Annotated in this window: 20 protein-coding genes, 1 other RNA gene and 1 pseudogene; 14 read left to right on the top strand and 8 right to left on the bottom strand. The window is 60.8% G+C overall.

Going from position 1 to position 24526, the window contains the following annotated elements; all coding sequences use genetic code 11:
* Positions 1 to 87: 87 nt before the first annotated feature.
* The 12 genes and pseudogenes from AB9L16_RS03315 to AB9L16_RS03260 all read left to right on the top strand — a co-directional run bounded on the left by AB9L16_RS03315 (position 88) and on the right by AB9L16_RS03260 (position 11511).
* Positions 88 to 912, top strand: a complete 825-nt coding sequence (locus tag AB9L16_RS03315; protein WP_056782857.1) for a (Fe-S)-binding protein — start codon at positions 88 to 90, stop codon at positions 910 to 912.
* Complete coding sequence (locus AB9L16_RS03310) at positions 909 to 2366, top strand: LutB/LldF family L-lactate oxidation iron-sulfur protein (RefSeq protein WP_150636049.1); 1458 nt, start codon at positions 909 to 911, stop codon at positions 2364 to 2366. Before AB9L16_RS03315 ends, AB9L16_RS03310 begins: the two co-directional genes overlap by 4 nt.
* Positions 2363 to 3034 (top strand): lactate utilization protein C, encoded by a 672-nt coding sequence (locus AB9L16_RS03305; RefSeq protein ID WP_375123111.1) that lies wholly within the window; start codon positions 2363 to 2365, stop codon positions 3032 to 3034. Before AB9L16_RS03310 ends, AB9L16_RS03305 begins: the two co-directional genes overlap by 4 nt.
* A complete protein-coding gene (locus tag AB9L16_RS03300; RefSeq protein WP_375123110.1) occupies positions 3031 to 5841 on the top strand; it encodes an FAD-binding and (Fe-S)-binding domain-containing protein in 2811 nt (936 codons plus the stop codon). Before AB9L16_RS03305 ends, AB9L16_RS03300 begins: the two co-directional genes overlap by 4 nt.
* Before the next feature lie 112 nt (positions 5842 to 5953).
* Complete coding sequence (locus AB9L16_RS03295) at positions 5954 to 6235, top strand: hypothetical protein (RefSeq protein ID WP_056782851.1); 282 nt, start codon at positions 5954 to 5956, stop codon at positions 6233 to 6235.
* A 207-nt stretch (positions 6236 to 6442) separates the two neighbouring features.
* A complete protein-coding gene (locus AB9L16_RS03290; protein WP_016771781.1) occupies positions 6443 to 6718 on the top strand; it encodes a hypothetical protein in 276 nt (91 codons plus the stop codon).
* A gap of 95 nt (positions 6719 to 6813) precedes the next feature.
* Positions 6814 to 7202, top strand: a transfer-messenger RNA (tmRNA) gene (gene ssrA / locus AB9L16_RS03285).
* Between the two features lie 358 nt (positions 7203 to 7560).
* Complete coding sequence (locus tag AB9L16_RS03280) at positions 7561 to 7773, top strand: hypothetical protein (protein ID WP_156388155.1); 213 nt, start codon at positions 7561 to 7563, stop codon at positions 7771 to 7773.
* Positions 7770 to 8618: a hypothetical protein gene (locus tag AB9L16_RS03275; RefSeq protein ID WP_375123109.1), complete on the top strand. Its 849-nt coding sequence runs from the start codon at positions 7770 to 7772 to the stop codon at positions 8616 to 8618. The genes AB9L16_RS03280 and AB9L16_RS03275 overlap by 4 nt, the downstream gene beginning before the upstream one ends.
* A gap of 238 nt (positions 8619 to 8856) precedes the next feature.
* Entirely contained in the window at positions 8857 to 9444 is a 588-nt protein-coding gene (locus tag AB9L16_RS03270) for a GNAT family N-acetyltransferase (RefSeq protein WP_375123108.1), read from the top strand.
* Between the two features lie 282 nt (positions 9445 to 9726).
* Positions 9727 to 10605, top strand: a pseudogene (locus tag AB9L16_RS03265) (methyl-accepting chemotaxis protein); the annotation flags it as partial.
* 42 nt (positions 10606 to 10647) lie between these two features.
* A complete protein-coding gene (locus AB9L16_RS03260) occupies positions 10648 to 11511 on the top strand; it encodes a methyl-accepting chemotaxis protein (RefSeq protein ID WP_370593494.1) in 864 nt (287 codons plus the stop codon).
* A gap of 478 nt (positions 11512 to 11989) precedes the next feature.
* On the opposite strand, the gene AB9L16_RS03255 is transcribed toward AB9L16_RS03260, so the two are convergent.
* The 3 genes from AB9L16_RS03255 to AB9L16_RS03245 are packed head-to-tail and all read right to left on the bottom strand — an operon-like array spanning position 11990 to position 16733.
* Complete coding sequence (locus AB9L16_RS03255) at positions 11990 to 13540, bottom strand: FGGY-family carbohydrate kinase (protein ID WP_375123107.1); 1551 nt, start codon at positions 13538 to 13540, stop codon at positions 11990 to 11992.
* The gene (locus AB9L16_RS03250) at positions 13537 to 15132 is read right to left on the bottom strand and encodes a glycerol-3-phosphate dehydrogenase/oxidase (RefSeq protein WP_375123106.1); all 1596 of its coding nucleotides are present in this window, start codon (positions 15130 to 15132) and stop codon (positions 13537 to 13539) included. Before AB9L16_RS03250 ends, AB9L16_RS03255 begins: the two co-directional genes overlap by 4 nt.
* Positions 15129 to 16733: an FAD-binding oxidoreductase gene (locus tag AB9L16_RS03245; protein WP_375123105.1), complete on the bottom strand. Its 1605-nt coding sequence runs from the start codon at positions 16731 to 16733 to the stop codon at positions 15129 to 15131. The genes AB9L16_RS03250 and AB9L16_RS03245 overlap by 4 nt, the downstream gene beginning before the upstream one ends.
* A 188-nt stretch (positions 16734 to 16921) precedes the next feature.
* On the opposite strand from AB9L16_RS03245, the gene AB9L16_RS03240 reads away from it, so the two are divergent.
* A complete protein-coding gene (locus AB9L16_RS03240) occupies positions 16922 to 17938 on the top strand; it encodes an AraC family transcriptional regulator (protein WP_310220351.1) in 1017 nt (338 codons plus the stop codon).
* Positions 17939 to 18417: 479 nt separating this feature from the next.
* Positions 18418 to 18783 (top strand): DUF6124 family protein, encoded by a 366-nt coding sequence (locus tag AB9L16_RS03235; RefSeq protein ID WP_375123104.1) that lies wholly within the window; start codon positions 18418 to 18420, stop codon positions 18781 to 18783.
* A 252-nt stretch (positions 18784 to 19035) separates the two neighbouring features.
* Here the strand turns inward: AB9L16_RS03235 and AB9L16_RS03230 are convergent, their stop codons facing one another.
* The 5 genes from AB9L16_RS03230 to AB9L16_RS03210 all read right to left on the bottom strand — a co-directional run bounded on the left by AB9L16_RS03230 (position 19036) and on the right by AB9L16_RS03210 (position 24525).
* Positions 19036 to 19404, bottom strand: a complete 369-nt coding sequence (locus AB9L16_RS03230; RefSeq protein WP_016771789.1) for a glyoxalase superfamily protein — start codon at positions 19402 to 19404, stop codon at positions 19036 to 19038.
* A gap of 176 nt (positions 19405 to 19580) precedes the next feature.
* Entirely contained in the window at positions 19581 to 21038 is a 1458-nt protein-coding gene (locus AB9L16_RS03225) for an amidohydrolase family protein (RefSeq protein WP_375123103.1), read from the bottom strand.
* Between the two features lies 1 nt (position 21039).
* On the bottom strand, positions 21040 to 21900 hold the full coding sequence (locus AB9L16_RS03220; protein WP_375123102.1) for a MurR/RpiR family transcriptional regulator: 861 nt from the start codon (positions 21898 to 21900) through the stop codon (positions 21040 to 21042).
* A gap of 16 nt (positions 21901 to 21916) precedes the next feature.
* Complete coding sequence (locus AB9L16_RS03215; RefSeq protein WP_056786729.1) at positions 21917 to 23266, bottom strand: GntP family permease; 1350 nt, start codon at positions 23264 to 23266, stop codon at positions 21917 to 21919.
* Between the two features lie 365 nt (positions 23267 to 23631).
* A complete protein-coding gene (locus tag AB9L16_RS03210) occupies positions 23632 to 24525 on the bottom strand; it encodes an NAD-dependent epimerase/dehydratase family protein (protein ID WP_252885290.1) in 894 nt (297 codons plus the stop codon).
* Position 24526: the final 1 nt, after the last annotated feature.

The following is a 24526-nucleotide window of genomic DNA, read 5'->3' as shown; positions in this document are numbered from 1 at the left end:
CGGGTCTGTAAGGCTGCTGAAAGCAATGCGCTTTATATTCGGCAGCCGCAGCAGACGGATAACCGGGCCTACCCGGAGACACGCCTGATGAGCGAGCTTTTTTACAACGCTGTGCCGAACGCGACCCGCGTGGCACCGCCACTGCCCGAACCTCGGCAATACCCCGGCGAGAAACCGTCGCGGGTCTACCTGTTCGGCACGTGTGTGGTCGACCTGTTCTACCCCGAAGCCGGGATGGACGCGATCCATCTGCTGGAGCGTGAAGGGATCCGGGTCGAGTATCCGCAAGGGCAGAGCTGCTGCGGCCAACCGGCCTACACCTCGGGTTACACCGAGCAGGCGCGGGCGGTAGCGCGCTCACAACTGGCGCTGTTTGCCGGGGATTATCCGGTGGTAGTGCCGTCGGGTTCATGCGCCGGCATGCTGCGCGAGCATTACGCCGACTTGTTCAAGGACGAGCCGGAAACGTTGAAACAGGTGCTGGCCCTTGCGGCTCGCACTTATGAGCTGGCCGAGTTTCTGCTGTTCGTCTGCAAGGTGCAGCTCAAGGACAGCGGCGAACCGGTGAAAGTCGCGCTGCACACCTCGTGTTCGGCACGCCGCGAAATGAACACCCACCTGCACGGCCGCGAGTTGTTGGCGCAGTTGAGCAATGTGGAGCGGGTCAATCACGACCACGAAAGCGAATGCTGTGGCTTCGGTGGGACATTCAGCGTCCGTATGCCAGACATTTCCGGCGCGATGGTCGCTGACAAGACCCGCGCACTGAAGGAGTCCGGCGCGCACAAGGTACTGAGTGCCGACTGCGGCTGTTTGATGAACATCAACGGCGCGCTGGAGAAACAGCAGGAAGCGTTACGCGGGCAACATCTGGCGAGCTTCCTCTGGCAGCGAACCGGAGGTGCACAATGAGCACCTCAACGATTATTCCTACGGTCGCCGTAGAAGAAGATTTCCGCACCCGGGCACACAATGCCTTGGGTGATCAGCAGCTGCGGAACAACTTCCGCACTGCTATGGATTCACTGATGACCAAACGGGCAGCGGCTTTCAGCGATGCCCACGAAAGAGAACACTTGCGTGCACTGGGCAATTCGATCAAGGCCCGCGCGCTGTCCAAGTTGCCCGACCTGCTCGAGCAACTGGAACAGAACCTGACCCGCAACGGTGTGACAGTGCACTGGGCGGAAACGGTGGACGAGGCCAATGGCATCGTCTTATCGATCATCCGCGCTCACGAGGCGCGGCAAGTGATCAAGGGCAAATCGATGGTCAGCGAAGAGATGGAGATGAACCATTTCCTCGAGGCTCGGGACATTGAATGTCTGGAGTCCGACATGGGGGAGTACATCGTCCAGCTCGACCACGAGAAGCCTTCACACATCATTATGCCGGCGATCCACAAGAATGCCGGTCAGGTCGCGTCCTTGTTCCACGACAAACTTGGCGTGGAATACACCAAGGACGTTGACCAACTCATTCAGATCGGTCGCAGGGTCCTACGGCAGAAATTCTTCGAAGCCGACATCGGCGTCTCCGGCGTCAACTTCGCCGTGGCCGAAACCGGCACCCTGCTGCTGGTGGAAAACGAAGGCAACGGGCGCATGACCACCACCGTGCCGCCGGTGCATATCGCCGTGACCGGCATCGAAAAAGTCGTGGAAAACCTGCGCGACGTGGTGCCGCTGCTGTCACTGCTGACGCGCTCGGCGCTGGGCATTCCGATCACCACTTACGTCAACATGATCTCTGGCCCGCGCAAGGAACATGAACTCGACGGCCCGCAGGAAGTGCATCTGGTCCTGCTCGACAACGGTCGCAGCCAGGCCTTCGCCGACAGTGAATTGCGCCAGACCCTGAACTGCATCCGCTGCGGCGCCTGCATGAATCATTGCCCGGTTTACACCCGCGTCGGCGGCCACACCTATGGCGAGGTCTACCCAGGCCCGATCGGCAAAATCATCACCCCGCACATGGTCGGTCTGGCCAAGGTTCCGGACCACCCGAGCGCGTCCTCACTGTGCGGCGCCTGCGGTGAAGTCTGCCCGGTGAAGATTCCGATCCCCGCCATCCTGCGCCGTCTGCGCGAGGAAAACGTCAAAGCCCCGGACGCACCGAATCAGGTGATGCGTGGCCAGGGCAGCAAATATTCGCGCAAGGAGCGCTTCATCTGGAACGCCTGGGCCAGACTCAACAGCTCGCCGACGCTGTACCGCTTGTTCGCTTTTTTCGCCACGCGCCTGCGTGCCCTTACGCCGAGCAATGTCGGCCCATGGACGCAAAACCACAGCGCGCCAAAACCGGCCGCGCGTTCGTTGCATGACATGGCCCGCGAGCATCTGGCCAAACAGGGAGAGCATCGATGAGCGCCAAGCAAAATATCCTCGGCAAGCTGCGGAAAAGTCTGACCGGCAGCACGCCAATCGCCGACAACTTCGACGTCGATCTGGTCACCGAGCCCTACACCTACAGCGCCGAGCAACGCATCCCGCAACTGCGCAAACTGATGGAGGCGGTGCACACCGAAATCCACCTGACCTCGGGCGCGGAGTGGCCGGCATTACTGGCACAACTGCTGCGCGACCGCCAATTGCCGAGCCTGCTGATCGCACCGACCACACCGCACGGGCAACGCATCGCACAGCACTGGGCGAACAATCCCGAGCTGCCAGAACTGAAGTCCTACGACCGGCCAATGGAAGCGTGGAAAGCCGAGCTGTTCAACGACACCCCGGCCAGCCTCACTGGCACCCTCGGTGCCATCGCCGCGACCGGGAGCCTGATTATCTGGCCAACCCGTGAGGAACCGCGCTTGATGAGTCTGGTGCCGCCGGTGCATTTCGCCCTGCTCAAGGCCAGCGAAATCCGCGACAACTTCTATCAGGTGCAACAGGAGTTCGAATGGGCGCAAGGCATGCCGACCAACGCGCTGCTGGTGTCCGGCCCGTCGAAGACTGCCGATATTGAACAGGTGCTGGCGTATGGTGCGCATGGCCCGAAAGATCTGGTCGTGCTGATTCTGGAGGATCAATGAGTCTTCCTGCTGCTTTCCTGCGTGATGCCGAGCGACTGATTCCAGCAGACCGGCGCTTCGACGATCCGCTGTCGACCCTGGCCTTTGGCACCGACGCCAGTTTCTATCGACTGATCCCGAAACTGGTGATCCGCGTCGAGTCTGAAGACGAAGTCGTGGCGCTGCTGCAACTGGCCCAGCGCGACAAGGTGCCGGTGACCTTCCGCGCTGCCGGCACCAGCCTGTCCGGGCAGGCGATCAGCGACTCGGTGCTGATCGTGCTTGGGGATAACTGGAACGCCCGCGAGATTCGCGGCCAAGGCACGCAGATCCGCCTGCAACCGGGAGTGATCGGCGCGCAGGCCAACGCCTGGCTGGCGCCGTTCGGACGCAAGATCGGCCCGGATCCGGCGTCGATCAATGCCTGCAAGATCGGCGGCATCGTCGCTAACAACGCCAGCGGCATGTGCTGCGGCACTGCGCAGAATACCTATCACACATTGGCCGGAATTCGGCTGGTGCTGGCCGACGGCACGCGCCTCGATACCGAAGACCCTGCCAGCGTCGCGGCATTTCGCTCCAGCCACGGCGACCTGCTCGACCGCTTGGCGACATTGGGCCGCGAGACCCGCGCCAACGCCGCACTGGCCGCAAGAATCCGCCACAAATACCGTCTGAAAAATACCACCGGCCTGTCGCTCAACGCCCTGGTCGATTTCGACGAGCCTGTGGATATCCTGAGCCACCTGCTGGTCGGCTCCGAAGGCACCCTCGGCTTTATCAGCGCGGTGACTTACGACACCGTCATCGATCACCCGAACAAGGCCTCGGCGCTGATCGTGTTCCCCGATGTCGAGACCTGCTGCAACGCGGTCACCGTGCTGAAAAGCCAACCAGTGTCCGCGGTGGAGTTGCTCGACCGACGCAGTCTGCGCTCGGTGCAAGACAAAAAAGGCATGCCCGCTTTCGTACAGCTGCTGTCGGAAAATGCCTGCGCCCTGCTCATCGAATCCCGCGCCGCTTCGTCAACATTGCTGCAGGAACAACTGGCGCAAATCATGGCGTCCCTGCGCGATTTCCCCGTCGAGAAGCAGGTCGACTTCACCGAAGACCCGGTGGAAAACGCCCGCCTCTGGGCCATCCGCAAAGACACCTTCCCCGCCGTCGGCGCCGTGCGCAAAACCGGCACCACGGTAATCATCGAAGACGTGACCTTCCCGGTCGAACAACTGGCGATCGGCGTCAATCGCCTGATCGAGCTGTTCGACAAACATGCCTACGACGAAGCGATCCTTTTCGGACACGCACTGGAAGGCAATCTGCACTTCGTCTTCAACCAAGGCTTCAACAGCCCGGAAGAAATCGCACGCTACCAAGCATTCATGGACGACGTCGCGCAACTGGTCGCCGTGGAGTTCGGCGGCTCGCTGAAGGCCGAACACGGCACCGGCCGCAACATGGCGCCGTTCGTGGAACTGGAATGGGGCAGCGACGCCTATCAACTGATGTGGCAGCTCAAACGCCTGCTCGACCCCAACGGCATTCTCAATCCGGACGTGGTGCTCAGCGAAGATCCGCAGATCCATCTCAAGCACCTGAAACCGCTGCCGGCGGCGGACGAGATTGTGGATAAGTGCATCGAGTGCGGTTTCTGCGAACCGGTCTGCCCATCGAAAGGCCTGACCCTGAGCCCGCGCCAGCGCATCGTGATCTGGCGCGATATCCAGGCGAAAAAGCGCGCCGGCGTCGACACCACCGAACTGGAAAAAGCCTACGACTACCAAGGCATCGACACCTGCGCCGCGACCGGCCTGTGTGCGCAGCGCTGCCCCGTAGGCATCAACACCGGCGAGCTGGTGAAAAAGCTCCGTGGCCGACATGCCACGCATCAGAAAACCGCAGACTGGATCGAAGGAAATTTCGCCAAGACCCTGCAAGGCGCGCGCTTCACCCTGCACGTCGCCAACGGTGCACGAATGATGCTCGGCGCACCGCGTCTGGCGAAGTTGTCGGCGACGCTGACGCGCTTGTCCAAAGGCCAAGTCCCGTTGTGGACCAACGCCATGCCACAGCCGGAAAAAGCCATTCGCTTCAGCCCGAGCGTGGCCGACGAGCGCCCGCGCGTGGTTTATCTGGCAGCTTGCGTGTCGCGGGTCATGGGCCCGGCGGCGGGTGACAAAGAGCAGATGTCGCTGTACGACAAAACCCGTGGCCTGCTGGAAAAAGCCGGTTATCAGGTCGTCTTTCCCGACAACCAGGACAACCTCTGCTGCGGTCAGCCGTTCGCCTCCAAAGGCTACGCCGAACAGGCCGAGCACAAACGTCAGGAGCTGATCAGCGCCCTGCTCCACGCCAGTCGCGGCGGCCTCGACCCGATCTATTGCGACACCAGCCCATGTACGTTGCGGCTGGTCCAAGACATCGGCGAAACGCGACTGGATCTGTACGATCCAGTGCGCTTCATCCGCACGCATTTGCTGGATCGTCTGGACTTCACACCCCAGGAAGCACCGATTGCCGTGCACGTGACCTGCAGCACTCAGCACTTGGGCGAAAGCCAAGCGCTGATCGATCTGGCGCGCAAATGCAGCAACACGGTGGTGATTCCCGAAGGCATACATTGCTGCGGATTTGCCGGCGACAAAGGCTTCACCACACCGGAGCTGAACAGCCATTCGCTGCGTACGCTCAAGGACGCCGTGCAGCACTGCAGCGAGGGCATTTCCACCAGCCGCACCTGCGAAATCGGCCTGACCCAGCACGGTGGCATCGACTACCACGGGCTGGTTTATCTGGTGGATCGGGTGACACGGGCGAAAGCCTGCTGAGGAAAAAATCAGAACCCTTGAGCGAGGCGGTAGTCCACTGCACATGCCCCGGACGATTCGGGGCCTGTTCAACGGTCAGCGAAGTCTGAACCCTCAGTTCAAGGAGATACACATGAACCGCTCTGTAATGTTAGGTCTGTTTGTCACTGCCTCGATGATGGCGTCCACTTCGTTCGCCGCTGAAAAACCTGCCGATTTGTGCGATGCCAATCTGCAGAGAATCGATAGCGCAAAATCCCAATACCAGACGTCGACAGACCTGAATGCGCGCGTATCGGCCAGTGTCAACAAAGCCCGCAAACTCAAGGACCAAGGCAGGATTGATGACTGTGTCGCTGAGACCCAGCAAACCCTGCTGGACATTCAAAACGCTACCGGTGACACCAAAAAATGATTTATGCGCCGACCTTTTACAGGTCGGCTGCATCGGCACCTGGCCAGACCGATCTGGCCTTTTGACATTCGTTGCAAATAAAACCGAATTCCTGCGCAGCGAAGCGGTCAACCAGACAGGTCCTATACTGACCTCGCTTGTCTTGACCTCGGCATCGCGGCCAAACCGTCCGGCAGCACCGAGCCCCCATCGTTCAAGGAGATACCCATGAAGCATTCTGCAATTGCTGGATTGTTTATCACTGGTGCACTTCTGGCCTCGCCGGTGTTCGCGGCGGACAAAGACCTCTGCGCCGGGAATCTTCAAAGCATCAAAGATTTCGTCACCAGCCAGCCGTCCCTTCCTGAAAGCTCCATGAATAACATCAAGGAAGCACAGGAAAAAGCCACTGCGGCCCAGGCGTCCGGCAACGACAAGGAATGCATCGAGGTTACCAACGGCATCATCAGCAAGATGCAGATCCGTAACCCGACGCGTAACTGATGTCCCGCAGGCCAACCTTCGGGTTGGCCTGCCAAGCGTTTTGACGTACACTGTGCACGCTTGTTGCCCGAACAGATTCACCGGGCAATGAGTTCGGGGCCGTTTAGGATTCGACGCCGGTTGCGAAACTCTAGGTGCATGCCGACTTGGTAACAGAAGTCGTAAATCCACTGTTGCAACTACTTATAGTTGCCAATGACGACCAATACGGTGTTGCTCTCGCTGCTTAATTGCAGCTGACAATGCTCCTGGTACCTTCGGGTCCAGCAATCATCAGGGGATGTCTGTAAACCCGAAATGATTGTCATATAGAACAGAATCGCCGTGCAGTACGTTGTGGACGAAGCGGCTAAAACTTACACAACTCGCCCAAAGCACCCTGCCCGTCGGGTCGCTGAGGGTTAACTTAATAGACACGGCTACGCATGTAGTACCGACAGCGGAGTACTGGCGGACGGGGGTTCAAATCCCCCCGGCTCCACCAAATAATCATCTAAAGACGTCCACGGACGTCTTTTTTTGTGCCTGAAATCCAGTAAATACGGGGGTTTCAGGGCCATTGAGCTCCACAGCGCTTCAGGCAGATCCATTTTGAACTGTATTCCAAGGCGTATTCCAAGCCCGTGACTGGTAAATTTTGGAATACACAAACAGCGTTGGAGTACCCATGGGAGCCCGAGCCACACGCCTTTCAGACCTAAAAATCAAAGCCGCCAAGCCCAAGGACAAAGACCCACCAACTCTCAACGACAAAGCCCGCCCAGTGCGGGCTTTGTCGCATCTGGGGTTAGTCGAATGGCCGCCCATTTCCTTCACATTCTCAAGCCTGCCGGTGGCTGTGAATGTTCGACGTTGTACAAAAGGACGCTGGGGCGGCACCGATTCGGCTCACTCTCCAATTAAACGAAACCAATTTGGCTGTAAGACGATTGCGCTTGTGTGATAGCAAAACCACAGCCATCCCCTTACCATTCCGCGGCTGGCTGGACGCCTCGCAGAGAAAACCGGTTCGCATGTGGAAACTCAACCTGCACAAGGAAGGCAATAAACCATGAGCTTCATCGAAACAATCCAATCCAAGGAAGTCGATATCTACATATCGGCGTTCTTCACCATCCTCGGCCTGATTCTGGGAGCCATTCTGGATCGGGTACTGAAAGGCGATTCTCCACAATCCACCAATCAGCCGGGCCATTCGGTAAACCTGACCTTCAACACGGTGGTCAATCCACCGCTGGGCGTGAACGCCGCCAGCACGAGCCAGGATATGACTCCAGTCATCTGCATGATGATGCTGATCGCCGGGCTGATTTATGTGTTTTTCCGGGCCGAGATACTCAACCTGCTTTCCTGGATCACGCTGTTCACCATTTCGCTGTGGGCCGGCGGAACCTTGCATAGCCTTTACCGGGGCTTCTTCGCGGGCATTAAGTGGGTCGTTGCGCTGTTGTTTTGCTTGGCATTTTGCGTGGCCGCGACGTATGTCACCGACGAAGCTTTTATGCCCACCCTGGCGCCGCAAAACTTTCAGTACAGCCAGCAGATCATCAATGAGCAGGGCCTGACGGGAATAAAGAAATATTTCGTCCTGCTAGACATGCACTGGTTCCTGCTGCACCTGACAGGCGTAATGCTGTTTATCTATACCAGCATTCGGATGATGCTTTTTTCAACCTACTTCATCGTTGCGGGTGCACATGCCAATAACAACGGTACTCACGAACCTTGGCTTTCCAGAAAAACCCGCAAGTACGCCAATCTGCGCAAAAACATCATCTTCATGCCTATCCTGCTGGTTCTCGCGTACCTGCTTACCTCGGGTCTTGCTTTCGACTGGTTCATCCACACGATGCCAAATCAGGTCAATGCGTTGATGAACACGGTGCTGTATGGGCGCTGATATTTTCATCGTGCGCTGAAGATCGACTGGCGGGACACCAACCCGGTTGGCAGAAGCGACATGAATTTTTCTTCACTGCGCCCAGCCGGGACAGCCTGTAAAGTCCACTCGCTCATTCAAGAAACTACGGTTCGCCCGCGCTCCTAGCGGGCTTTTTTTCGCCTCGGCTTCTCCATATCTTGCCGCTCCCCACCATATGCGCGACTCTGCCAGCAGATCCCTCGCCAAGGAGCGCTCGATGCCGCTGTTATCCCTGCCCTGCCCGCGCCTGACGCTGGCGATCCTCTCTCCCGATCAAGCCGAGCTCGAAAGCGCGTTCTACCAGCGCAACCTCCGCCACCTGGCGCCGTGGTCGCCCATCCGCACCACCGATTACTTCTCCACCGCCAACATCCGCCGTCGCCTCGAGATCCAGGCCAGTGCTTTCGAAGCCGGGTTAGCCATGCATTTCGCGCTGCTGTCGTCGGACGGTCAGCAGATGATTGGAGCGTGTAATTTCAGCGGGATTATTCGTGGGGCGTTTCAGGCGTGTTATTTGGGTTATCACATCGATGAGGCGCATCAGGGGCTGGGTTTGATGCAGGAGGGGCTGGAGGCGGGGATTGGTTATATGTTCGATGTGCAGAATCTGCATCGGATCATGGCCAATTACATTCCGGGCAATGAGCGCAGTGCGCGGTTGCTTGAGCGTTTGGGTTTCGAGCGTGAGGGCTATGCGAAGGCGTATCTGAACATTGCCGGGCGTTGGCAGGATCATGTGCTGACGGCGCTGGTCAATCCGGGGTTCGAGGCGCCGGATCAGCGTTGGTCGCGGCGCCTGGGTTGAGTTGCGCGAAACCTGTCAGACAAAAATCCTTTCAGCTCTCGGGTTTGCGGCCGATACAGACCTGCTAACACCCCTGCTGGCTCAAAAGAACAACAATCTTCCAGCTTAACTGACGACCAAGAAACCCAACGTTTCTGGAGGATTTGCATGAATAGCTGGTTCGGTAACATCAGCGTGAACATGAAACTCGGCCTGGGCTTCGGCCTCGTGCTGGCCCTGACCTGCGTTCTGGCGCTGACCGGCTGGACCAGCCTCGGCGGCCTGATCGACCGCAGCAACTGGATGAGCGACATCACCCAGCTCAACGCTGGCCTGACCAAACTGCGCGTGGTGCGCCTGCAATACATGCTGACCAATGGCGACGAAACCGCCGCGCAGAATGTGCAGACCACCCTGGAAAGCTTCGCTGCTCAGCAGCAGGCGTTGATCAGCAAATTCAAGAGTCCGGAGAACGTCAAACTGCTCAAGCAGCAGGCCGCGACCATCGCTGAATACCAGACCTCGCTGAACAAAATGCGCAACGCCTATCGCACCGGCAACAGCGCCCGCGACACCATGAGCGTCAATGCCCAGACTGCGTACAACCTGATCGAATCGATCAGCCAGCGCGTGCAGCAGATGGAGTTGAGCGATCAGCGTTTCGAGCAGTTCCAGGCGGTTACTGCAGCGAAGGAAGCCTTCATCCTCGCGCGCTATGAAGTGCGTGGTTACACCGCGACCAGCAACGCCGAGACCGAGCAGAAAGCCGTCGGCCAGATCGACGCGGCCATCGCCAGTCTCAAGCCACTGAATGCGCAATTTGCCGCGTCTCAGCAGGATGCCCTGCGCCAACTGGAAACCGCGCTGACCAGCTATCGCAGTGCGTTGATGGCGTACAAGAACGCCAACACCGATGCGGTGCAGGCGCGTAAGGAAATGACCGATCAGGGCACCACTATCGTCGCCCTGAGCGAGCAGCTGTACCAGATCCAGCTCGATCGTCGTGACGCTGAAAGCGCCCAGGCGCGCACCTTCCAGTTGATCAGCACGTTGCTGGCGCTGCTGGTTGGCGTCATTGCTGCCGTAATCATCACCCGTCAGATCACCCGTCCGTTGCAGGACACCCTGGCCGTGGTCGAGCGCATCGCCAGCGGTGACCTGACCCAGAACGTCACCGTCACCCGCCGCGACGAACTCGGCGTGTTGCAGCAAGGCATCGCGCGCATGGGCGTGACCCTGCGTGATTTGATCAGTGGCATCCGCGACGGCGTCACGCAGATTGCCAGCGCCGCCGAAGAGTTGTCGGCTGTAACCGAACAGACCAGCGCCGGTGTGAACAGCCAGAAAGTCGAGACCGATCAGGTCGCCACCGCCATGCACGAAATGACTGCCACCGTGCAGGAAGTTGCGCGTAATGCTGAGGAAGCGTCGCAAGCTGCCGCCGCGGCGGATGGCGAAGCCCGTGAAGGCGACAAGGTGGTGAATGAGGCCATCGCACAGATCGAGCGTCTGGCCAGCGAAGTGGTGCGCTCGACCGAAGCGATGAGCGTGCTGCAACAGGAAAGCGACAAGATCGGCAGCGTCATGGACGTGATCAAGGCTGTCGCCGAACAGACCAACCTGCTCGCCCTCAACGCCGCGATTGAAGCAGCGCGTGCCGGTGAAGCCGGGCGTGGGTTTGCCGTGGTTGCCGATGAGGTGCGCGGTTTGGCTCAGCGTACGCAGAAGTCGACTGAGGAAATCGAAGGTCTGGTCGCCGGTCTGCAGAACGGCACCCAGCAGGTTTCGGCAGTGATGAACAACAGCCGCGCGCTGACCGACAGCAGCGTCGCCCTGACGCGCAAGGCCGGCGCCTCGCTGGAAAACATCACCCGTACAGTGTCGAACATCCAGTCGATGAACCAGCAGATCGCCGCCGCTGCCGAACAGCAAAGCGCCGTGGCCGAAGAGATCAGCCGCAGCATCATCAACGTCCGCGACGTGTCCGAGCAGACCGCAGCGGCGAGTGATGAGACGGCAGCGTCGAGTGTTGAACTGGCGCGGTTGGGTGGTCAGTTGCAGCAGATGGTCAGCCACTTCCGCGTATGACGTTGGTTTTGCGCTGAGGCTGAAACCGAATCGCGGGCAAGCCCGCTCCCACATTGGATTTGTGTGGGTCGCTGGATTTTGAGCACACAGCAAAATTCCTGTGGGAGCGGGCTTGCCCGCGATGGAGGTGGGTCAGTCAAATCAACATTGCTTGACGCTGCGCCTTCGCGAGCAGGCTCGCTCCCACATTGGATTTGTGTGGGTCGCTGGATTTTGAGCACACCGCAATACCCCTGTGGGAGCGGGCTTGCCCGCGATGGCGGTGGGTCAATCAAATCAACATTGCTTGACGCTGCGCCTTCGCGAGCAAGCTCGCTCCCACATTTGGATTTGTGTGACTCACCGGATTTTGAGCGCACAGCAAAATCCCTGTGGGAGCGAGCCTGCTCGCGAAAGCGGTGGGTCAGGCGAATCAACAGTGCCTGACACTCCGCCTTCGCGAGCAGGCTCGCTCCCACAGGGGTCTATGGTGTCAGGACTATTCGGGATACCCGGTGATTTTGCGGATGCTTTGGTACAGCGGTTTGAGCTGCCGGTACATGCGCAGATAGACGTCTTTGTACAGTTGCTGGTAAATCTCCTGCGCCTCGGGTTGTGGGTTAAAGACCGCTCCAACCCGAGTCATCGCCGCAATGGCCGATGGGAAATCCCTGTGCAGTCCCAACCCCACCGCGCAGCATATCGCCGCCCCCAACCCGGAGGCTTCATACACATGCGGGCGTTCTGCCAGCAGGCCGAAGATGTTGGCGGTCAGTTGCATGGCGGCGTCGCTTTGTGAGCCGCCGCCGGCGACGCGCAGGCGCTGGATCGAGACTTTTGAGCGTCGCTCGATATTCTCCATGCCTTGGCGTAGCGCGTAGGCCAGTCCTTCGAGAATCGCCCGGTAGATATGCGCGCGGGTGTGTACGTCGCCGAAGCCGATCATCGCGCCTTTGGCTTCCACGCCCGGTTCGCGGATGCCCGGTGACCAGTAGGGTTGCAGCATCAGGCCCATCGAGCCCGGGGGCACTTCGTTGACCAGCGCGTCGAACAGTTGCTCCGGCTCGATGCCCTGGGCTTTCGCCTGCTGCATCTCGCGCAGGCCGAATTCGTTCTTGAACCAACTGACCATCCAGTAGCCGCGATAGATCATCACTTCGCAGTTGTACTGATCGGGCACGGCCGAGGGGTACGGCGGGATCAGCGGGACGATTTCCAGGTAGCGCGAGCGGGTGCTGGTGATCGTCGCGGTGGTGCCGTAAGACAGGCACACGGTGCGTGCGTCGACCACGCCGGAGCCGATCACTTCGCAGGCCTTGTCCGCGCCCGCCGCGATCAGCGGCAGGCCTTCGGGAATGCCGGTGTGCCGGGCGGCTTCGGCGCTGATGTAGCCGAGGGTTTCGCCGGGTTTGTGCAGGCTCGGCAACTGCTCCGGGCGCACCGCCAGTGCCTGCCATTTCCAGTCGCGCGGCGCCGCCCATTTCAGCCGTTTGAAGTCGAAGGGCAGATAGCCGACGCAGCAGCCGATGGAGTCGACGAAGCGCCCGCACAAGCGATGGGTGAGGAAGCCTGAAAGCAGTAAATACTTGTCGGTCGCCGCCCACACCTCGGGCTGATGCCGGGCGATCCAGTTGGCCTCGGCCTGGGCGCGGAAATAATCCACCGTCGCTTGGGCGCCGACCAGTTTGAACAGCCAGCCCCACGGCCCTTTGATGCTGCCCTCGACCTCAGCCTGACGTTGATCGAGCCAGACAATTGCCGGGCGCAGCGGTTTGCCCTTGGCGTCCACGTTGATCACTGTGCCGCGCTGGGTAGTCAGGGACACGCCGGCAATCTGCGCACGGTCGATGCCGGTCTGCTGCCAGAGTTGCTGGCAGGCCTCGCCGAGTTTCGCCCAGTAATATTCCGGATCCTGCTCGGCCCAACCGGGTTGCGTCGAGTAGTACGCCTGCAAGTCGACTTTGCCTTTGCCGAGCAGATTGCCCTGCAGATCGAAGAGCAGCGCGCGCACGCTCTGGGTGCCGTTGTCGATCGCCAGTAGGTATTTCATGGCGTGATCTCCGGCAAGCCGTGATCGCGCAGCCACAGCAAACGGTAGCGCTGGATTTCCGCCTGCCAGCGCTCATCGTCCCAGGCCAATCGTGGCTGGCACAGCGTGCGGATCGCCGGGAAAAAATCCTCGCCACCGCGCGGCAGCAACAGGCCCAAACGGGTGCGACGCAGCAGCAAATCATCCAGGTGCAGAATCATTTCCGCCTCGCAGGCGAACGCCAGCTCTGCCCACAAAGTATCGGTGACGCCAACCGTTTCCAGACCGAGTTCGCCGAGCAATTGCGCCAGCCTCGGCAGGTCTCGACCGTGACGTCCGGCCAGGCGTCGCCATTGATTGCCGCTCAGTCCCGCAATCGTCAGCGGCGGCACAGCGGCGAACACCGGCGCGCCGTCATCGATAAAGGAACGCCCAAGCATCGCCGCACAAGCCTTGAGCACTTCGATCGCTTGCGGGCGAAATGTGGTCAGTTTTCCACCGGCCAACGTCACGCAACCGGGCTCCTGCCACAGCACATGTTCGCGGGTTTCGTTCGATGGTTTGTCTTGATGCGCACCCGCCGCGCTTCCGACCACTGGACGCACGCCTGACCAGGTCGACAGCACATCGTCGACGCCTATTTCGGCGCCGGGAAATTGCTGCTGGCACGCGGCGAGCAGGTAGTCGAGTTCGTCGCTGGAAATGCGCGCGCTGTGGTCGAGGTCCTCGCGGTGATCGAGGTCCGTGGTGCCGACCACCGTCGCGCCTTCCCAGGGAAAGACAAACACCGGGCGCCGATCGCGCTGATGCAGAAAAGTGAACGCCTGCGCCACCGGCAGACGCCAGCCAGGCAGCAACAGATGACTGCCGCGCAACGGTCGCAATTGCTTCACTGACTCAACGGGACGCAAGCGCTCAGCCCAAGCGCCCGTAGCCACGGCCAGCACGCCAGAGCGCAATTGCAGCGTCGCCCCGCTCTCGCCATCTTCGATCTGAACCCCGCACACCCGCCCGCCTTCACGCAGCAGTTGCGTGACGCGCACACCATTGAGCACCACCGCGCCATCGGCCCGAGCCTCGCGCAGTACGCGCATCACCAGCCGCGCGTCATCAGTCAGCGCATCGACAAAACAGCTGCCGCCGAGCAGGCCGTTTTCCTTCACCCCCGGGGCGAGAAAACGCAGTTGCTCGGCGTCATGAAAAGCATGGTTGCGCCGCCCCGCCAGCGCGTCGTACACCGACAGCAAGCCGCCCATGACGCGCGGCCCGGGAAAGCCGCCGCGATAGTGCGGCATCATGAAACTCATCGGCTCGACCAGCCCCGGCGCTTCATCAAGCAAACGCTGACGCTCGCGCACCGAATCGCGGGTCAGGCGCCACTGGCCCTTGGCGATGTAACGCAAACCGCCGTGGACCATTTTCGACGATCGGCTGGAGGTGCCCCAGGCAAAATCGCGCTGCTCCAGCAGCAGACAACGCCAGCCCCGGCGCGCCGCTTCGCGGACGATCCCGGCGCCGCTGATGCCGCCGCCGATGACGATCAGGTCCCAGGTTTCATCCGCCAGCGTCGGTAGCATCTGCTCGCGCCATTGCGCGTTCCATTCCGCCGTCATGGCCGCGACTCTGGCAATAACGTGCCGGGATTGAGGCGCCTTTCCGGGTCGAAATGTTCGCTCAACGCCTGCAACGTCTGCAGCGCCAGCGGGCCTTTTTCGCGCAGCAGATACGGCGCGTGATCCTTGCCGACACCGTGCTGATGACTGATGGTGCCGTGGTTGTCGACGATGGTTTGGCTGGCCGCGTGTTTGAGCATCCGCCAGCGCGCCAGCGTCGCGGCATAGTCGGCTGCCGGGCGAAACACGTAAGTGGTGTAAATGCTCGAGCCTTCGCCGTAAACGTGCGAGAGATGAGTAAACACATGCACGCGCTCGCCCTCGGCGGCCAAGGCGTCGCGCAGGCTGTTTTCGATGAGGCTGAGCAAGTGGTCGACGTTGCTCCAGTCGGTGGCGGTTTCGAGGGTGTCGACCACGTAACCAGCGTTCCACAGGTTCTCGCGCAGGTAGGGAAAACGGAAGCGGTTCTGCGCCCACTTCTTGCCCAGCAGGGTGCCGGTGAACACGCCGCCGAAGGCTTTCAGATGCTGGCGCGCGTGTTTCAGTGACAGTGCGTTTTGCTGGCGATTGCCGGTGACGCCGAAGGTCAGCAGGCATTTGCCGTCGCCGGCGCCGCGCAGCTTGAGGTACTTCTCCAGCCAGGCGATCTGTTGCGGATGGCCGGCCAGCGCCAGTTGCGTTTCGGTTTCCACCGCGTTGGACAGGCGCAGCATCGACAGCGGTACGCGCGCCTGCGCCAGTTGCCGGATTGCTTGCAGCGCGTGCGGCCAGTCGGGCAGGAACACACCGTAGAAACGTTCGTCCGCCGGCAACGCGCTGACTCGCACTTTGACCTCGGAAATGATCCCGAAACGGCCTTCGCAACCGAGCACCATTTCACGCAGATCGGGACCTGCCGCCGACGCGGGAAAGGTTGGAATCTGCAGAGGCCCGGCGAACGTTTCCAGGGTGCCGCCGGCAAACAATTGCTCGATCCGCCCGTAGCGCAACGACTGCTGGCCACTGGAACGACTGGCCACCCAACCGCCCAGCGTCGACAGCTCCCATGACTGCGGGAAATGTCCCAGCGTGTAGCCGCGCGCGCGCAATTGGCTTTCGACTTGCGGCCCGCTGGCGCCTGGGCCGAACGTCGCCAGCAGGCTCTGTTCGTCGAGGTCGGTCAGACGATTCATCCGCGCCAGCGACACCGTCAGCACCGGGCGCGCGGAGTTTGGCGGATTGATGTGTCCGGCCACCGACGTGCCGCCGCCATAGGGAATCAGACAGAGGTCCTGATCGTGGGCGAGGGCCAGCAATTGGCGGATCTGCTCGGCGGTTTCGGGAAACGCCACGGCATCGGGATAAGTACCCAGCGCGCCTTCGCGTAATGCCAACCAATCCGGCAGGCTCTGGCCGCGAGCGTGCAGCAGGCGATCGTGAGTATCGACGCTGTACAAGCGATGCGGCACCAGACGCGAGGTCGGCACTTGCGCCAACGCCGCTGCCAGGGTCGCATCGGGCAATGCCCGGCCAGCGCCCAAGCGTTCGTGGAGAAATGTCGCGCCCTGGGCCGGCAGTTCGACCACCGTGCCTGCCTCTCCCCAGCCGTTCCAGCGTCGCATGCGTGTGTCCTTTTTCTGCCGTTGGATCAAGCTTGCATACTAGTCAGCGCTGGAGATCTGTCACGGTCGCATCCGGCCAGATCATGTAGCGAATGGCGCCAAACGTCCGGGCATTTACTTTCGCCGGGCAATCCACTTACCTTGCGGCATTCATTCGCTCACGCGCCGTCGATCAAAGGACCGCGACCATGCCATCGCTCGGCTTCACTTCCGTTCCGCCGCTGCTCAAATACCTGCGTCATGCCGAACAGTTGGGCATGGCCATCGAGCCTGCATTGGCGGCGGCCGGGTTGCAGGCGCAGCAGTTGAGCGACAACACCTTGCGCCTGCCGGGTGAGGTTCACGAGCGCTTGCTGGATTATTTCTGCGAGCACTCCGGCGATGGGTTGTTCGGGCTGCATGCGGCGAATTTCGTCCTGCCCAATTCGTGGAGCGTGCTCGGTTACATCACCATGAATTGCGCGACGCTGGGCGATGCGATGAGCCGGATCATGCCGTTCGAAAAACTCGTCGGCGACATGGGCGTCAGCCGCGCCGAGGTGCAGGGCGAGCACGTGCATCTGATCTGGGCCTGCCGTTACCAGCGGCCACGGATTCGTCGGCATCTGGTGGAAAATGTGCTCGGTTCGTGGCTGCACTATGCGCGCTGGATCGCCGACACGCAGCTGTCGCCGGCCTGCGTATGGCTGGAGCATGGGCGGCCGGATGCGGTGACGCTGGCCGAGTACGAGGCGTTTTTTGGTTGCCCGGTGCTATTCGATCAGGCGTATTCGGCGCTGGTGGTGCCGCTGGCGTATTTGCAATTGCCGCTGCGTCAGGCCGATGCGCAATTGCTGCGAACCCTGGAAGAACACGCGATGGGTTTGCTGGCGACGCTGGAAGATGCGTCGCTGGCGCAGCAGGTGAAAAACATCCTGCGCGGTTTGCTCAAGGAGGGCTTGCCGCGCAAGGAGCAAGTGGCGGAGCAGCTCAGCGTCTCGGTGCGCACGTTGCAGCGGCAATTGCAGCAGGCCGGGACGTCGTATCAGCAGATTCTCGATGAGCTGCGTCAGGAACTGGCCGAGCATTATTTGCTCAACAGCACGTTGCCGATTCAGGACATTGCGCAGTATCTGGGCTTCACCGAGCCGCGCTCGTTTCATCGCACGTTCAAGAGCTGGCGCGGGATGCCGCCGGGGGAGTTTCGGCTGCGGAATCGGCGGTGATGCTGATGGCCTCTTCGCGAGCAGGCTCGCTCCCACAGTAGTTCTCGGTTGCCTGCATTTCCGAGTTCACCGCAGCCCCCTTGTGGGAGCGAGCCTGCTCGCGAAGGCGTCATTCGCCACACCAATTAAACACGCCTTGGCACAACTGTTTAAAGCCGCCAGACATTCAGCGAAACCACCCACAATTCCTTGCGCCCCTGCCTACGCCTGCGCCAGAATCCGCCGGCTTGTGCGCCTTGGGGCCTGCCGGTAACTTGATTCGGTCACTGATTTCTCAGTGATCGAGCTTAGCGGCTCGGACAGCATTCCGGTTGTACAAGTCCAATCCGGTCAGGCTCACGCCTGCACTCGATGGTGGCTGTGCGCATGGCATCTTCGGATGCACCGGGTTGAATGCTTACCGGTCCGCTAACTTGCGCACAGCTGCCTCCCTTTGCTTAGCGGCGAAACGGATGCAGCTTCATAAGAGGCAAGCATTCATGTTCAAAGTAACCCCAAACCCGCCACCCACCGACCCGGCATCCCCCTACGAATCCGTCGACTCGAAGAAATTCCACGAAGCCGCCGACCGCGCCCTCGACCATTACCTCGGCCCATCCAGCGCCGAATTCATGGCCCCGCCCTACAAATCCAACACGCTGTACATGGCCAATCCCGAGGCCGACAACGAATCGCTGCTGGCCGATGCCTGCGAAACCCTGGGGTCGGCGACGGTGATGCTCAACGATCAGGCGGGGCTGGTGAACGGCTCGCAGCGCAAGACGTTGCAGGGCATTGCGCAGATTGTGATGGTCGCGGAGATGGCGGTGAATCGGGTGCTGGATCGGTTGGTGCCGACTGATTGAGGGTTTTTGGGGGATTTGGTGTGGGCTGATTTTGGTGGGGTGTCAGGGATTGCCCTCACCCCAGCCCTCTCCCAGAGGGAGAGGGGGCCGACCGTGCGATGCTCACGAAATACGCCGACCTGAAATGATCGCTGTGAATCCATATTCGACACGGTCGTTCAGGTAGACGTTTGAAGCACGGTCAACTCGGTCGGTCCCCTCTCCCTCCGGGAGAGGGCTAGGGTGAGGGGCTTTTGATCTCAGGCATGCAGATCAAAGACTGATCGCATTGGTAAACACCAACCGATTGCCAAACGGATCGGCAATGGTCATGTCCTGACTCCCCCAAGGCATCGCCTGAATCTGCGGATGGGAAAACTTGTAATCCTTGGCCATCAGTTGCTGCTGAAACGCCTCCAGCTCATCGGTCTCGATACGCAGCGCCGAACCCGGGCAGGCATCGCCGTGATGCTCGGACAGATGCAGCACACACTCACCGCGCGACACCTGCAGATACAGCGGAAAATTCGCTTCGAAGCGGTGCTGCCAGTCGATCTTGAAACCGAGAAAATCGACGTAGAACTCGACAGCCTTGGCCTCATCGAAGATCCGCAGGATCGGGGTGGTTTTGCCGAAGCTCATGGGGTGCTCCCTGACTGAATGGCCCCACAATGTAGACGGGGAGGATGTCAGCAAATCGGCTTGTGGATGGCTTTCTTTAATTGCACAGTGCCACTATGAGACATGGATCAAAAGATCGCAGCCTTCGATCTCCTGTAAGAGCTGCCGAAGGCTGCGATCTTTTGGCGCCATCATCATCAATAAAATCCTTCGCGCAAATTACCTTCGCGAGCCAGAAACCGCCCTGCCCTGCTGCCATTCGCCTGTCCGTCGCGATAACTCAAAACGCCGTTGACCCACACCTCTTCAATCCCCTGCGCCGCCCGCTGCGGCTCGTTGAAATCGGCCACGTCACGCACGGTCGCCGGATCGAACAACACCAGATCCGCCCAATGCCCTTCACGAATCTCGCCCCTTTCCTGCAAGCCAAAACGCGCCGCCGACAGGCCGGTCATCTTATGCACGGCGGTGTGCAGCGGAAACAACCCGACGTCGCGACTGAAATGGCCCAGCACCCGTGGGAAAGCGCCCCACAGGCGCGGATGCGGGAACGGGTCTTCGGGCAGTCCGTCAGAGCCGACCATCGAAAGCGGATGAGCGAGGATTCTTCTGACGTCGGCCTCGTCCATGCCGTAGTACACCGCGCCCGCCGGTTGTAGCCGTTTCGCGGTTTCTTCCAGCGACAGTTTCCATTCGCCAGCGATGTCGATCAGGTCGCGCCCGCTGACTTCCGGATGCGGTGTTGACCAGGTAATGGTGATGCGGTGCGCGTCGGTGACTTGCTTCAAATCCAGGGTCGAAGAACTCGCCGCATAGGGATAGCAATCGCAGCCGACCGGGTGGGTTTTCGCTGCCTCTTCCAGAGCTTCGAGCAATTGCGGACTGCGCCCCCAGTTACCGACGCCGGCGCATTTGAGATGGGAAATGATCACCGGTGATTGCGCGTGGCGGCCGATCTGAAACGCTTCGTCCATCGCCTCCAACACCGGGGCGAATTCGCTGCGCAAATGGGTGGTGTACACCGCGCCGAACGCCGTCAGTTCTTCGGTCAGTTGCATGACTTCATCAGTGGAGGCGTTAAAGGCGCTGGCGTAGGCCAGGCCTGTGGATAAGCCCAACGCGCCGGCCTCGAGGCTGTCGCGCAGTTGCTCGCGCATGGCGGCGATTTCGCCGGGCGTTGCAGTGCGGAACAAGTCGTCGAGGTGGTTGCTGCGCAGCGCGGTGTGGCCGACCAGTGCCGCAACGTTCAGCGTGGTGTTGGCCGCTTCGACGGCGGCGCGGTAGTCGCTGAAACGCGGGTAAACGAACGCCGCTGCGCTGCCGAGCAGGTTCATCGGGTCCGGCGGATTGCCCTTCAAAGTGACCGGCGAAGCGCTGATGCCGCAATTGCCGACAATCACCGTGGTCACGCCTTGGCTGAGCTTGGGCAGCATCTCGGGTTGGCGGATGACCACGGTGTCGTCGTGGGTGTGCACGTCGATGAAACCCGGCGCCAGCACCCGGCCGGCGGCGTCGATTTCTTCGCTGGCGCGGGCGTCAGTCAGGCCACCAATGCGCTCGATGCGGCCATTGAGAATCGCCACGTCTGCGCGGTAGCCCGGCGTGTTGTTGCCGTCGATAACCAGCGCGTTGCGGATCAGGGTGTCGTACTGCATGTCAGTCTCCCAGCGGCAGGTGATCGTCGCCGCCACGGTATTCGTCGAGGGCGAGTTTGATTCGCCGCAGACGTTCTTGATTGTCTTCAGGGCTGGCCAGCGCCAGTTCGGTGGCGAGCACGTCGATGGCCAACAGCATGCCGTAGCGCGCCGCCGTCGGTTTGTAGATGAACGAGGTTTCCGCGCCTTGCAGCGGCAGGACGACGTCGGCCAGTTCCGCCAGTGGTGAATCGCCGCGAGTGATGGCGAGAATGCGCGCGCCGTAATTGCGCGCCAGCTCCACGGCTTCCAAAAGCTCCGGGGTGATGCCGGTCAGCGAGCAGGCGATCAGCACTTGCTCGGCGTTCAAACTGGCGGCGGTGACGCGCATCATCACCGCGTCGTGGCACACCGCGATCGGGTAACCGAGGCGCACCAGACGCACCTGCAATTCATCGCTGCACAGGGTCGAGCAACCGCCCATGCCGAACGCGTGAATCATCCGCGCCTGGCTGAGCAATTTCACTGCGTCGGCGAAGCGCGATTCATCGAAACCGGCCAGATGCTGGCGCAGCGTGGTTTCGATGTCGCCGACAATCTGCCCGTAGAACGCCGACTGCTCGGGCGTGCCCGCCGGGTCCAGAAAACGGCTGCCAACGCCGCTGGCCTGGGCCAGTTGCAGGCGCAGATCACGCAGGTCGCGGCAGCCGACCGTGCGGGCAAAGCGCGACAGCGTAGCGGTGCTGACCTCTGCGCGTTGTGCGAGGTCTTCGAGGCTCGCGCTGGCGGCAAAGCCGACATCGTCGAGCATCAACCGCGCAATGCGCCCCTCGCCGGCACTGAAGGAGTCCTGGCGGGCGCGGATCTGGTAGAGGATGTCCATGGGCGGCGGGCTCCGGTTACAGCAGGTAGGAAAGGCCGACGGTCAGCGCGAAAGCGACCAGCGAAATCAGCGTCTCGAGCACAGTCCAGGTCTTGAACGTCTGCGCGACCGTCATGTTGAAGTATTCCTTGATCAACCAGAAGCCGCCGTCGTTGACGTGGGAAAAGATAACCGAGCCCGCGCCGGTCGCCAGCACCAAAAGCTCAGGGTGTGGATAACCCAGACCGATGGCCACCGGCGCGACAACGCCTGATGCGGTGGTCATCGCCACGGTGGCCGAGCCAGTGGCAACGCGCATCAGCGCAGCGAACAACCAGCCCATGATCAGCGGCGACAGGTGGAATTCGTGAGCGAGGCCGACGATCTGATCGGTGACGCCGGCATCCACCAGAATCCGGTTCAAGCCGCCACCAGCGCCGACCAGCAAGGTGATGCTGGCGGTGGGCGCGAGGCATTCGTTGGTGAATTTGAGGATCGATTCGCGGTTGAAACCTTGGGCAATCCCTAGCGTCCAGAAGCTCAGCAAAGTCGCCAGCAACAGCGCGATCACCGAATTGCCGATGAACAGCAGGAACTGGTTGAAAGCGCTGCCAGGGGTGGAAATCAGATTGGCCCAGCCGCCGATCAGCATCAGCACCACCGGCAGCAGAATGGTTGCCATGGTGATGCCGAAACCCGGCAATCTGTCGCGCGGCTCGCGCTCGAGAAATTGCTTTTCCAACGGATTGTCCGCCGGCAATTGAATGCGCGGCACGATGAACTTGGCGTACAGCGGCCCGGCGATGATCGCGGTCGGAATGCCGATCGCGATGGCGAACAGCAAGGTCTGCCCGACCGAGGCCTGATAGGCCTGCACCGCGAGCATCGCCGCCGGGTGCGGCGGCACCAGCGCATGCACCACCGAGAGGCCGGCTACCATCGGCAGACCGACCATCAGAATCGACACGCCAACGCGGCGGGCGACGGTGAAGGCGATTGGCACCAGCAGGACGAAACCGACTTCAAAGAACAGCGGCAGACCGACCAGAAACGCAATGCAGACCATCGCCCAGTGCGCGTTCTTTTCGCCGAATCTGTCGATCAGCGTGCGCGCCATCTGCTCGGCGCCGCCGGACTCGGCCATCATCTTGCCGAGCATCGTCCCCAATGCCACCACCAGCGCAATATGCCCCAACGTCTTGCCGACACCCGCCTCATACGCACCCACCACAGCCGACGGCGGCATCCCGGCCACCAGCGCCAGGCCCAGGGAAATCAGGGTGATGACAATGAACGGATTGAGCCGGTAACGGGCGATCAACACGATCAGCGCGATGATGGCCACAGCGGCGTAGACCAGCAGCCAATAGCCGAAGGAAGGCGTCATGCGGTACTCCTCGAAAGGGTCACGTTCGAATGGGTTGTGAAACTCATAAATCATTTCGAGATAGAGATTTCAAACCGCATGAAAGTAATTTTCGTGGAGAGACAAGAGGTGTCGCTGATGGGTATGGGGTGTCGTGATTAATGAAAATCGGAGGGCGGGATTTTCATGGCTTCCTGGCCACCACAAAGTCCCTGTGGGAGCTGGCTTGCCAGCGATGACGGCGCCACGTTCAACATGGGTGGCGACTGATCCACCGCTATCGCTGGCAAGCCAGCTCCCACAGGAATTACATTTTTCCAGGCAGAACGCGGTCACCTGTGGGAGCGAGCCTGCTCGCGAATGGCTTCACTCGGTGCGCGCTGGACTCACACCATTTCGTTACGAATCCATTCAACCACCGACGTGCGCTTCGGCGTCCAGCCCAGCAGTTCCCGGGCGTGTTTGCCGCGTACGCGGCTGTTGGAACCGAGGCCGTAGTTGGCCATTTCGTAGCCCCATTCGGCTTCGGCGTCAGGCAATGGCCAGTCTTGCGGTTTGCCCAGATCGAGGGCTTCGGCCATGGCGGTGGTCATGTCGATGAACGAGGCTTCACCGCTCTCGACAAAGTAGAAAGTGCCCGGCACATTCCTGGTCAGCGCCAGCAGATACAAGGCGACGACGTCTTCGATGTGCACGTTGGACCAGATGTTCTGCCCTGTCCCGACGTGGCGAACGACGCCGCTTTTGCGCGCCTGCTTGAGCAGTCGCGGCAATTGCACGCTGTCGCGTTTGACGCCCAGGCTGTGGCCGTAAATCAAGGTGTTGCAGATCACCGCCGAGTTCACGCCATCCTTCGACGCAGCGAGCACCAGGTTGTCGATGGCTACGCGATCGGCCTTATCGACAGTCGGTTCCGGCAGGTGGTCTTCGTAATAAATGACATCGCTGGATTTGCCGCCGGAGGCATCGCCAACGATGCTCGAACCGCTGGTGTGCAGAAAGACTTTATTAGAACCGCGCAAAGCGTCGAGCAACGCTTCAACCGCACCGCGATGATCGCTGCTCGCAGCATTGATCACCGCATCGGCGGCACGCGCCTGTTGCGCCAGCAACTGGCTGTCATCAAGGGTGCCGATCAGCGCGTTCATGCCCAATGCTTTCAGCTCATCAGCCTGCTCGGCGCTGCGCACCAGACCTGTAACTGTGTGCCCGGCCTGCACCAGGCCGGTGGCGATGGAACCGCCGATAAAACCGGCAGCGCCGGTGACGAATACGTTCATG

Origin of the sequence: Pseudomonas sp. LW8 (genome assembly GCF_041956865.1) — a bacterium.
Classification (GTDB): Bacteria; Pseudomonadota; Gammaproteobacteria; order Pseudomonadales; family Pseudomonadaceae; genus Aquipseudomonas; species Aquipseudomonas siliginis.
This window is presented reverse-complemented; position numbering and strand designations above follow the sequence as displayed.

Bases quoted from the DNA above. Each gene is read 5' to 3' on its own strand.
- AB9L16_RS03225 (WP_375123103.1), bottom strand. From the start codon at position 21,038: ATGCAGTACGACACCCTGATCCGCAACGCGCTGGTTATCGACGGCAAC.
- AB9L16_RS03300 (WP_375123110.1), top strand. From the start codon at position 3,031: ATGAGTCTTCCTGCTGCTTTCCTGCGTGATGCCGAGCGACTGATTCCA.
- AB9L16_RS03235 (WP_375123104.1), top strand. From the start codon at position 18,418: ATGTTCAAAGTAACCCCAAACCCGCCACCCACCGACCCGGCATCCCCC.
- AB9L16_RS03250 (WP_375123106.1), bottom strand. From the start codon at position 15,132: ATGACGGCGGAATGGAACGCGCAATGGCGCGAGCAGATGCTACCGACG.
- AB9L16_RS03295 (WP_056782851.1), top strand. From the start codon at position 5,954: ATGAACCGCTCTGTAATGTTAGGTCTGTTTGTCACTGCCTCGATGATG.
- AB9L16_RS03260 (WP_370593494.1), top strand. From the start codon at position 10,648: ATGGGCGTGACCCTGCGTGATTTGATCAGTGGCATCCGCGACGGCGTC.
- AB9L16_RS03215 (WP_056786729.1), bottom strand. From the start codon at position 23,266: ATGACGCCTTCCTTCGGCTATTGGCTGCTGGTCTACGCCGCTGTGGCC.
- AB9L16_RS03305 (WP_375123111.1), top strand. From the start codon at position 2,363: ATGAGCGCCAAGCAAAATATCCTCGGCAAGCTGCGGAAAAGTCTGACC.
- AB9L16_RS03230 (WP_016771789.1), bottom strand. From the start codon at position 19,404: ATGAGCTTCGGCAAAACCACCCCGATCCTGCGGATCTTCGATGAGGCC.
- AB9L16_RS03245 (WP_375123105.1), bottom strand. From the start codon at position 16,733: ATGCGACGCTGGAACGGCTGGGGAGAGGCAGGCACGGTGGTCGAACTG.
- AB9L16_RS03240 (WP_310220351.1), top strand. From the start codon at position 16,922: ATGCCATCGCTCGGCTTCACTTCCGTTCCGCCGCTGCTCAAATACCTG.
- AB9L16_RS03310 (WP_150636049.1), top strand. From the start codon at position 909: ATGAGCACCTCAACGATTATTCCTACGGTCGCCGTAGAAGAAGATTTC.
- AB9L16_RS03270 (WP_375123108.1), top strand. From the start codon at position 8,857: ATGCCGCTGTTATCCCTGCCCTGCCCGCGCCTGACGCTGGCGATCCTC.
- AB9L16_RS03210 (WP_252885290.1), bottom strand. From the start codon at position 24,525: ATGAACGTATTCGTCACCGGCGCTGCCGGTTTTATCGGCGGTTCCATC.
- AB9L16_RS03255 (WP_375123107.1), bottom strand. From the start codon at position 13,540: ATGAAATACCTACTGGCGATCGACAACGGCACCCAGAGCGTGCGCGCG.
- AB9L16_RS03220 (WP_375123102.1), bottom strand. From the start codon at position 21,900: ATGGACATCCTCTACCAGATCCGCGCCCGCCAGGACTCCTTCAGTGCC.
- AB9L16_RS03315 (WP_056782857.1), top strand. From the start codon at position 88: ATGAGCGAGCTTTTTTACAACGCTGTGCCGAACGCGACCCGCGTGGCA.
- AB9L16_RS03275 (WP_375123109.1), top strand. From the start codon at position 7,770: ATGAGCTTCATCGAAACAATCCAATCCAAGGAAGTCGATATCTACATA.
- AB9L16_RS03280 (WP_156388155.1), top strand. From the start codon at position 7,561: ATGTTCGACGTTGTACAAAAGGACGCTGGGGCGGCACCGATTCGGCTC.
- AB9L16_RS03290 (WP_016771781.1), top strand. From the start codon at position 6,443: ATGAAGCATTCTGCAATTGCTGGATTGTTTATCACTGGTGCACTTCTG.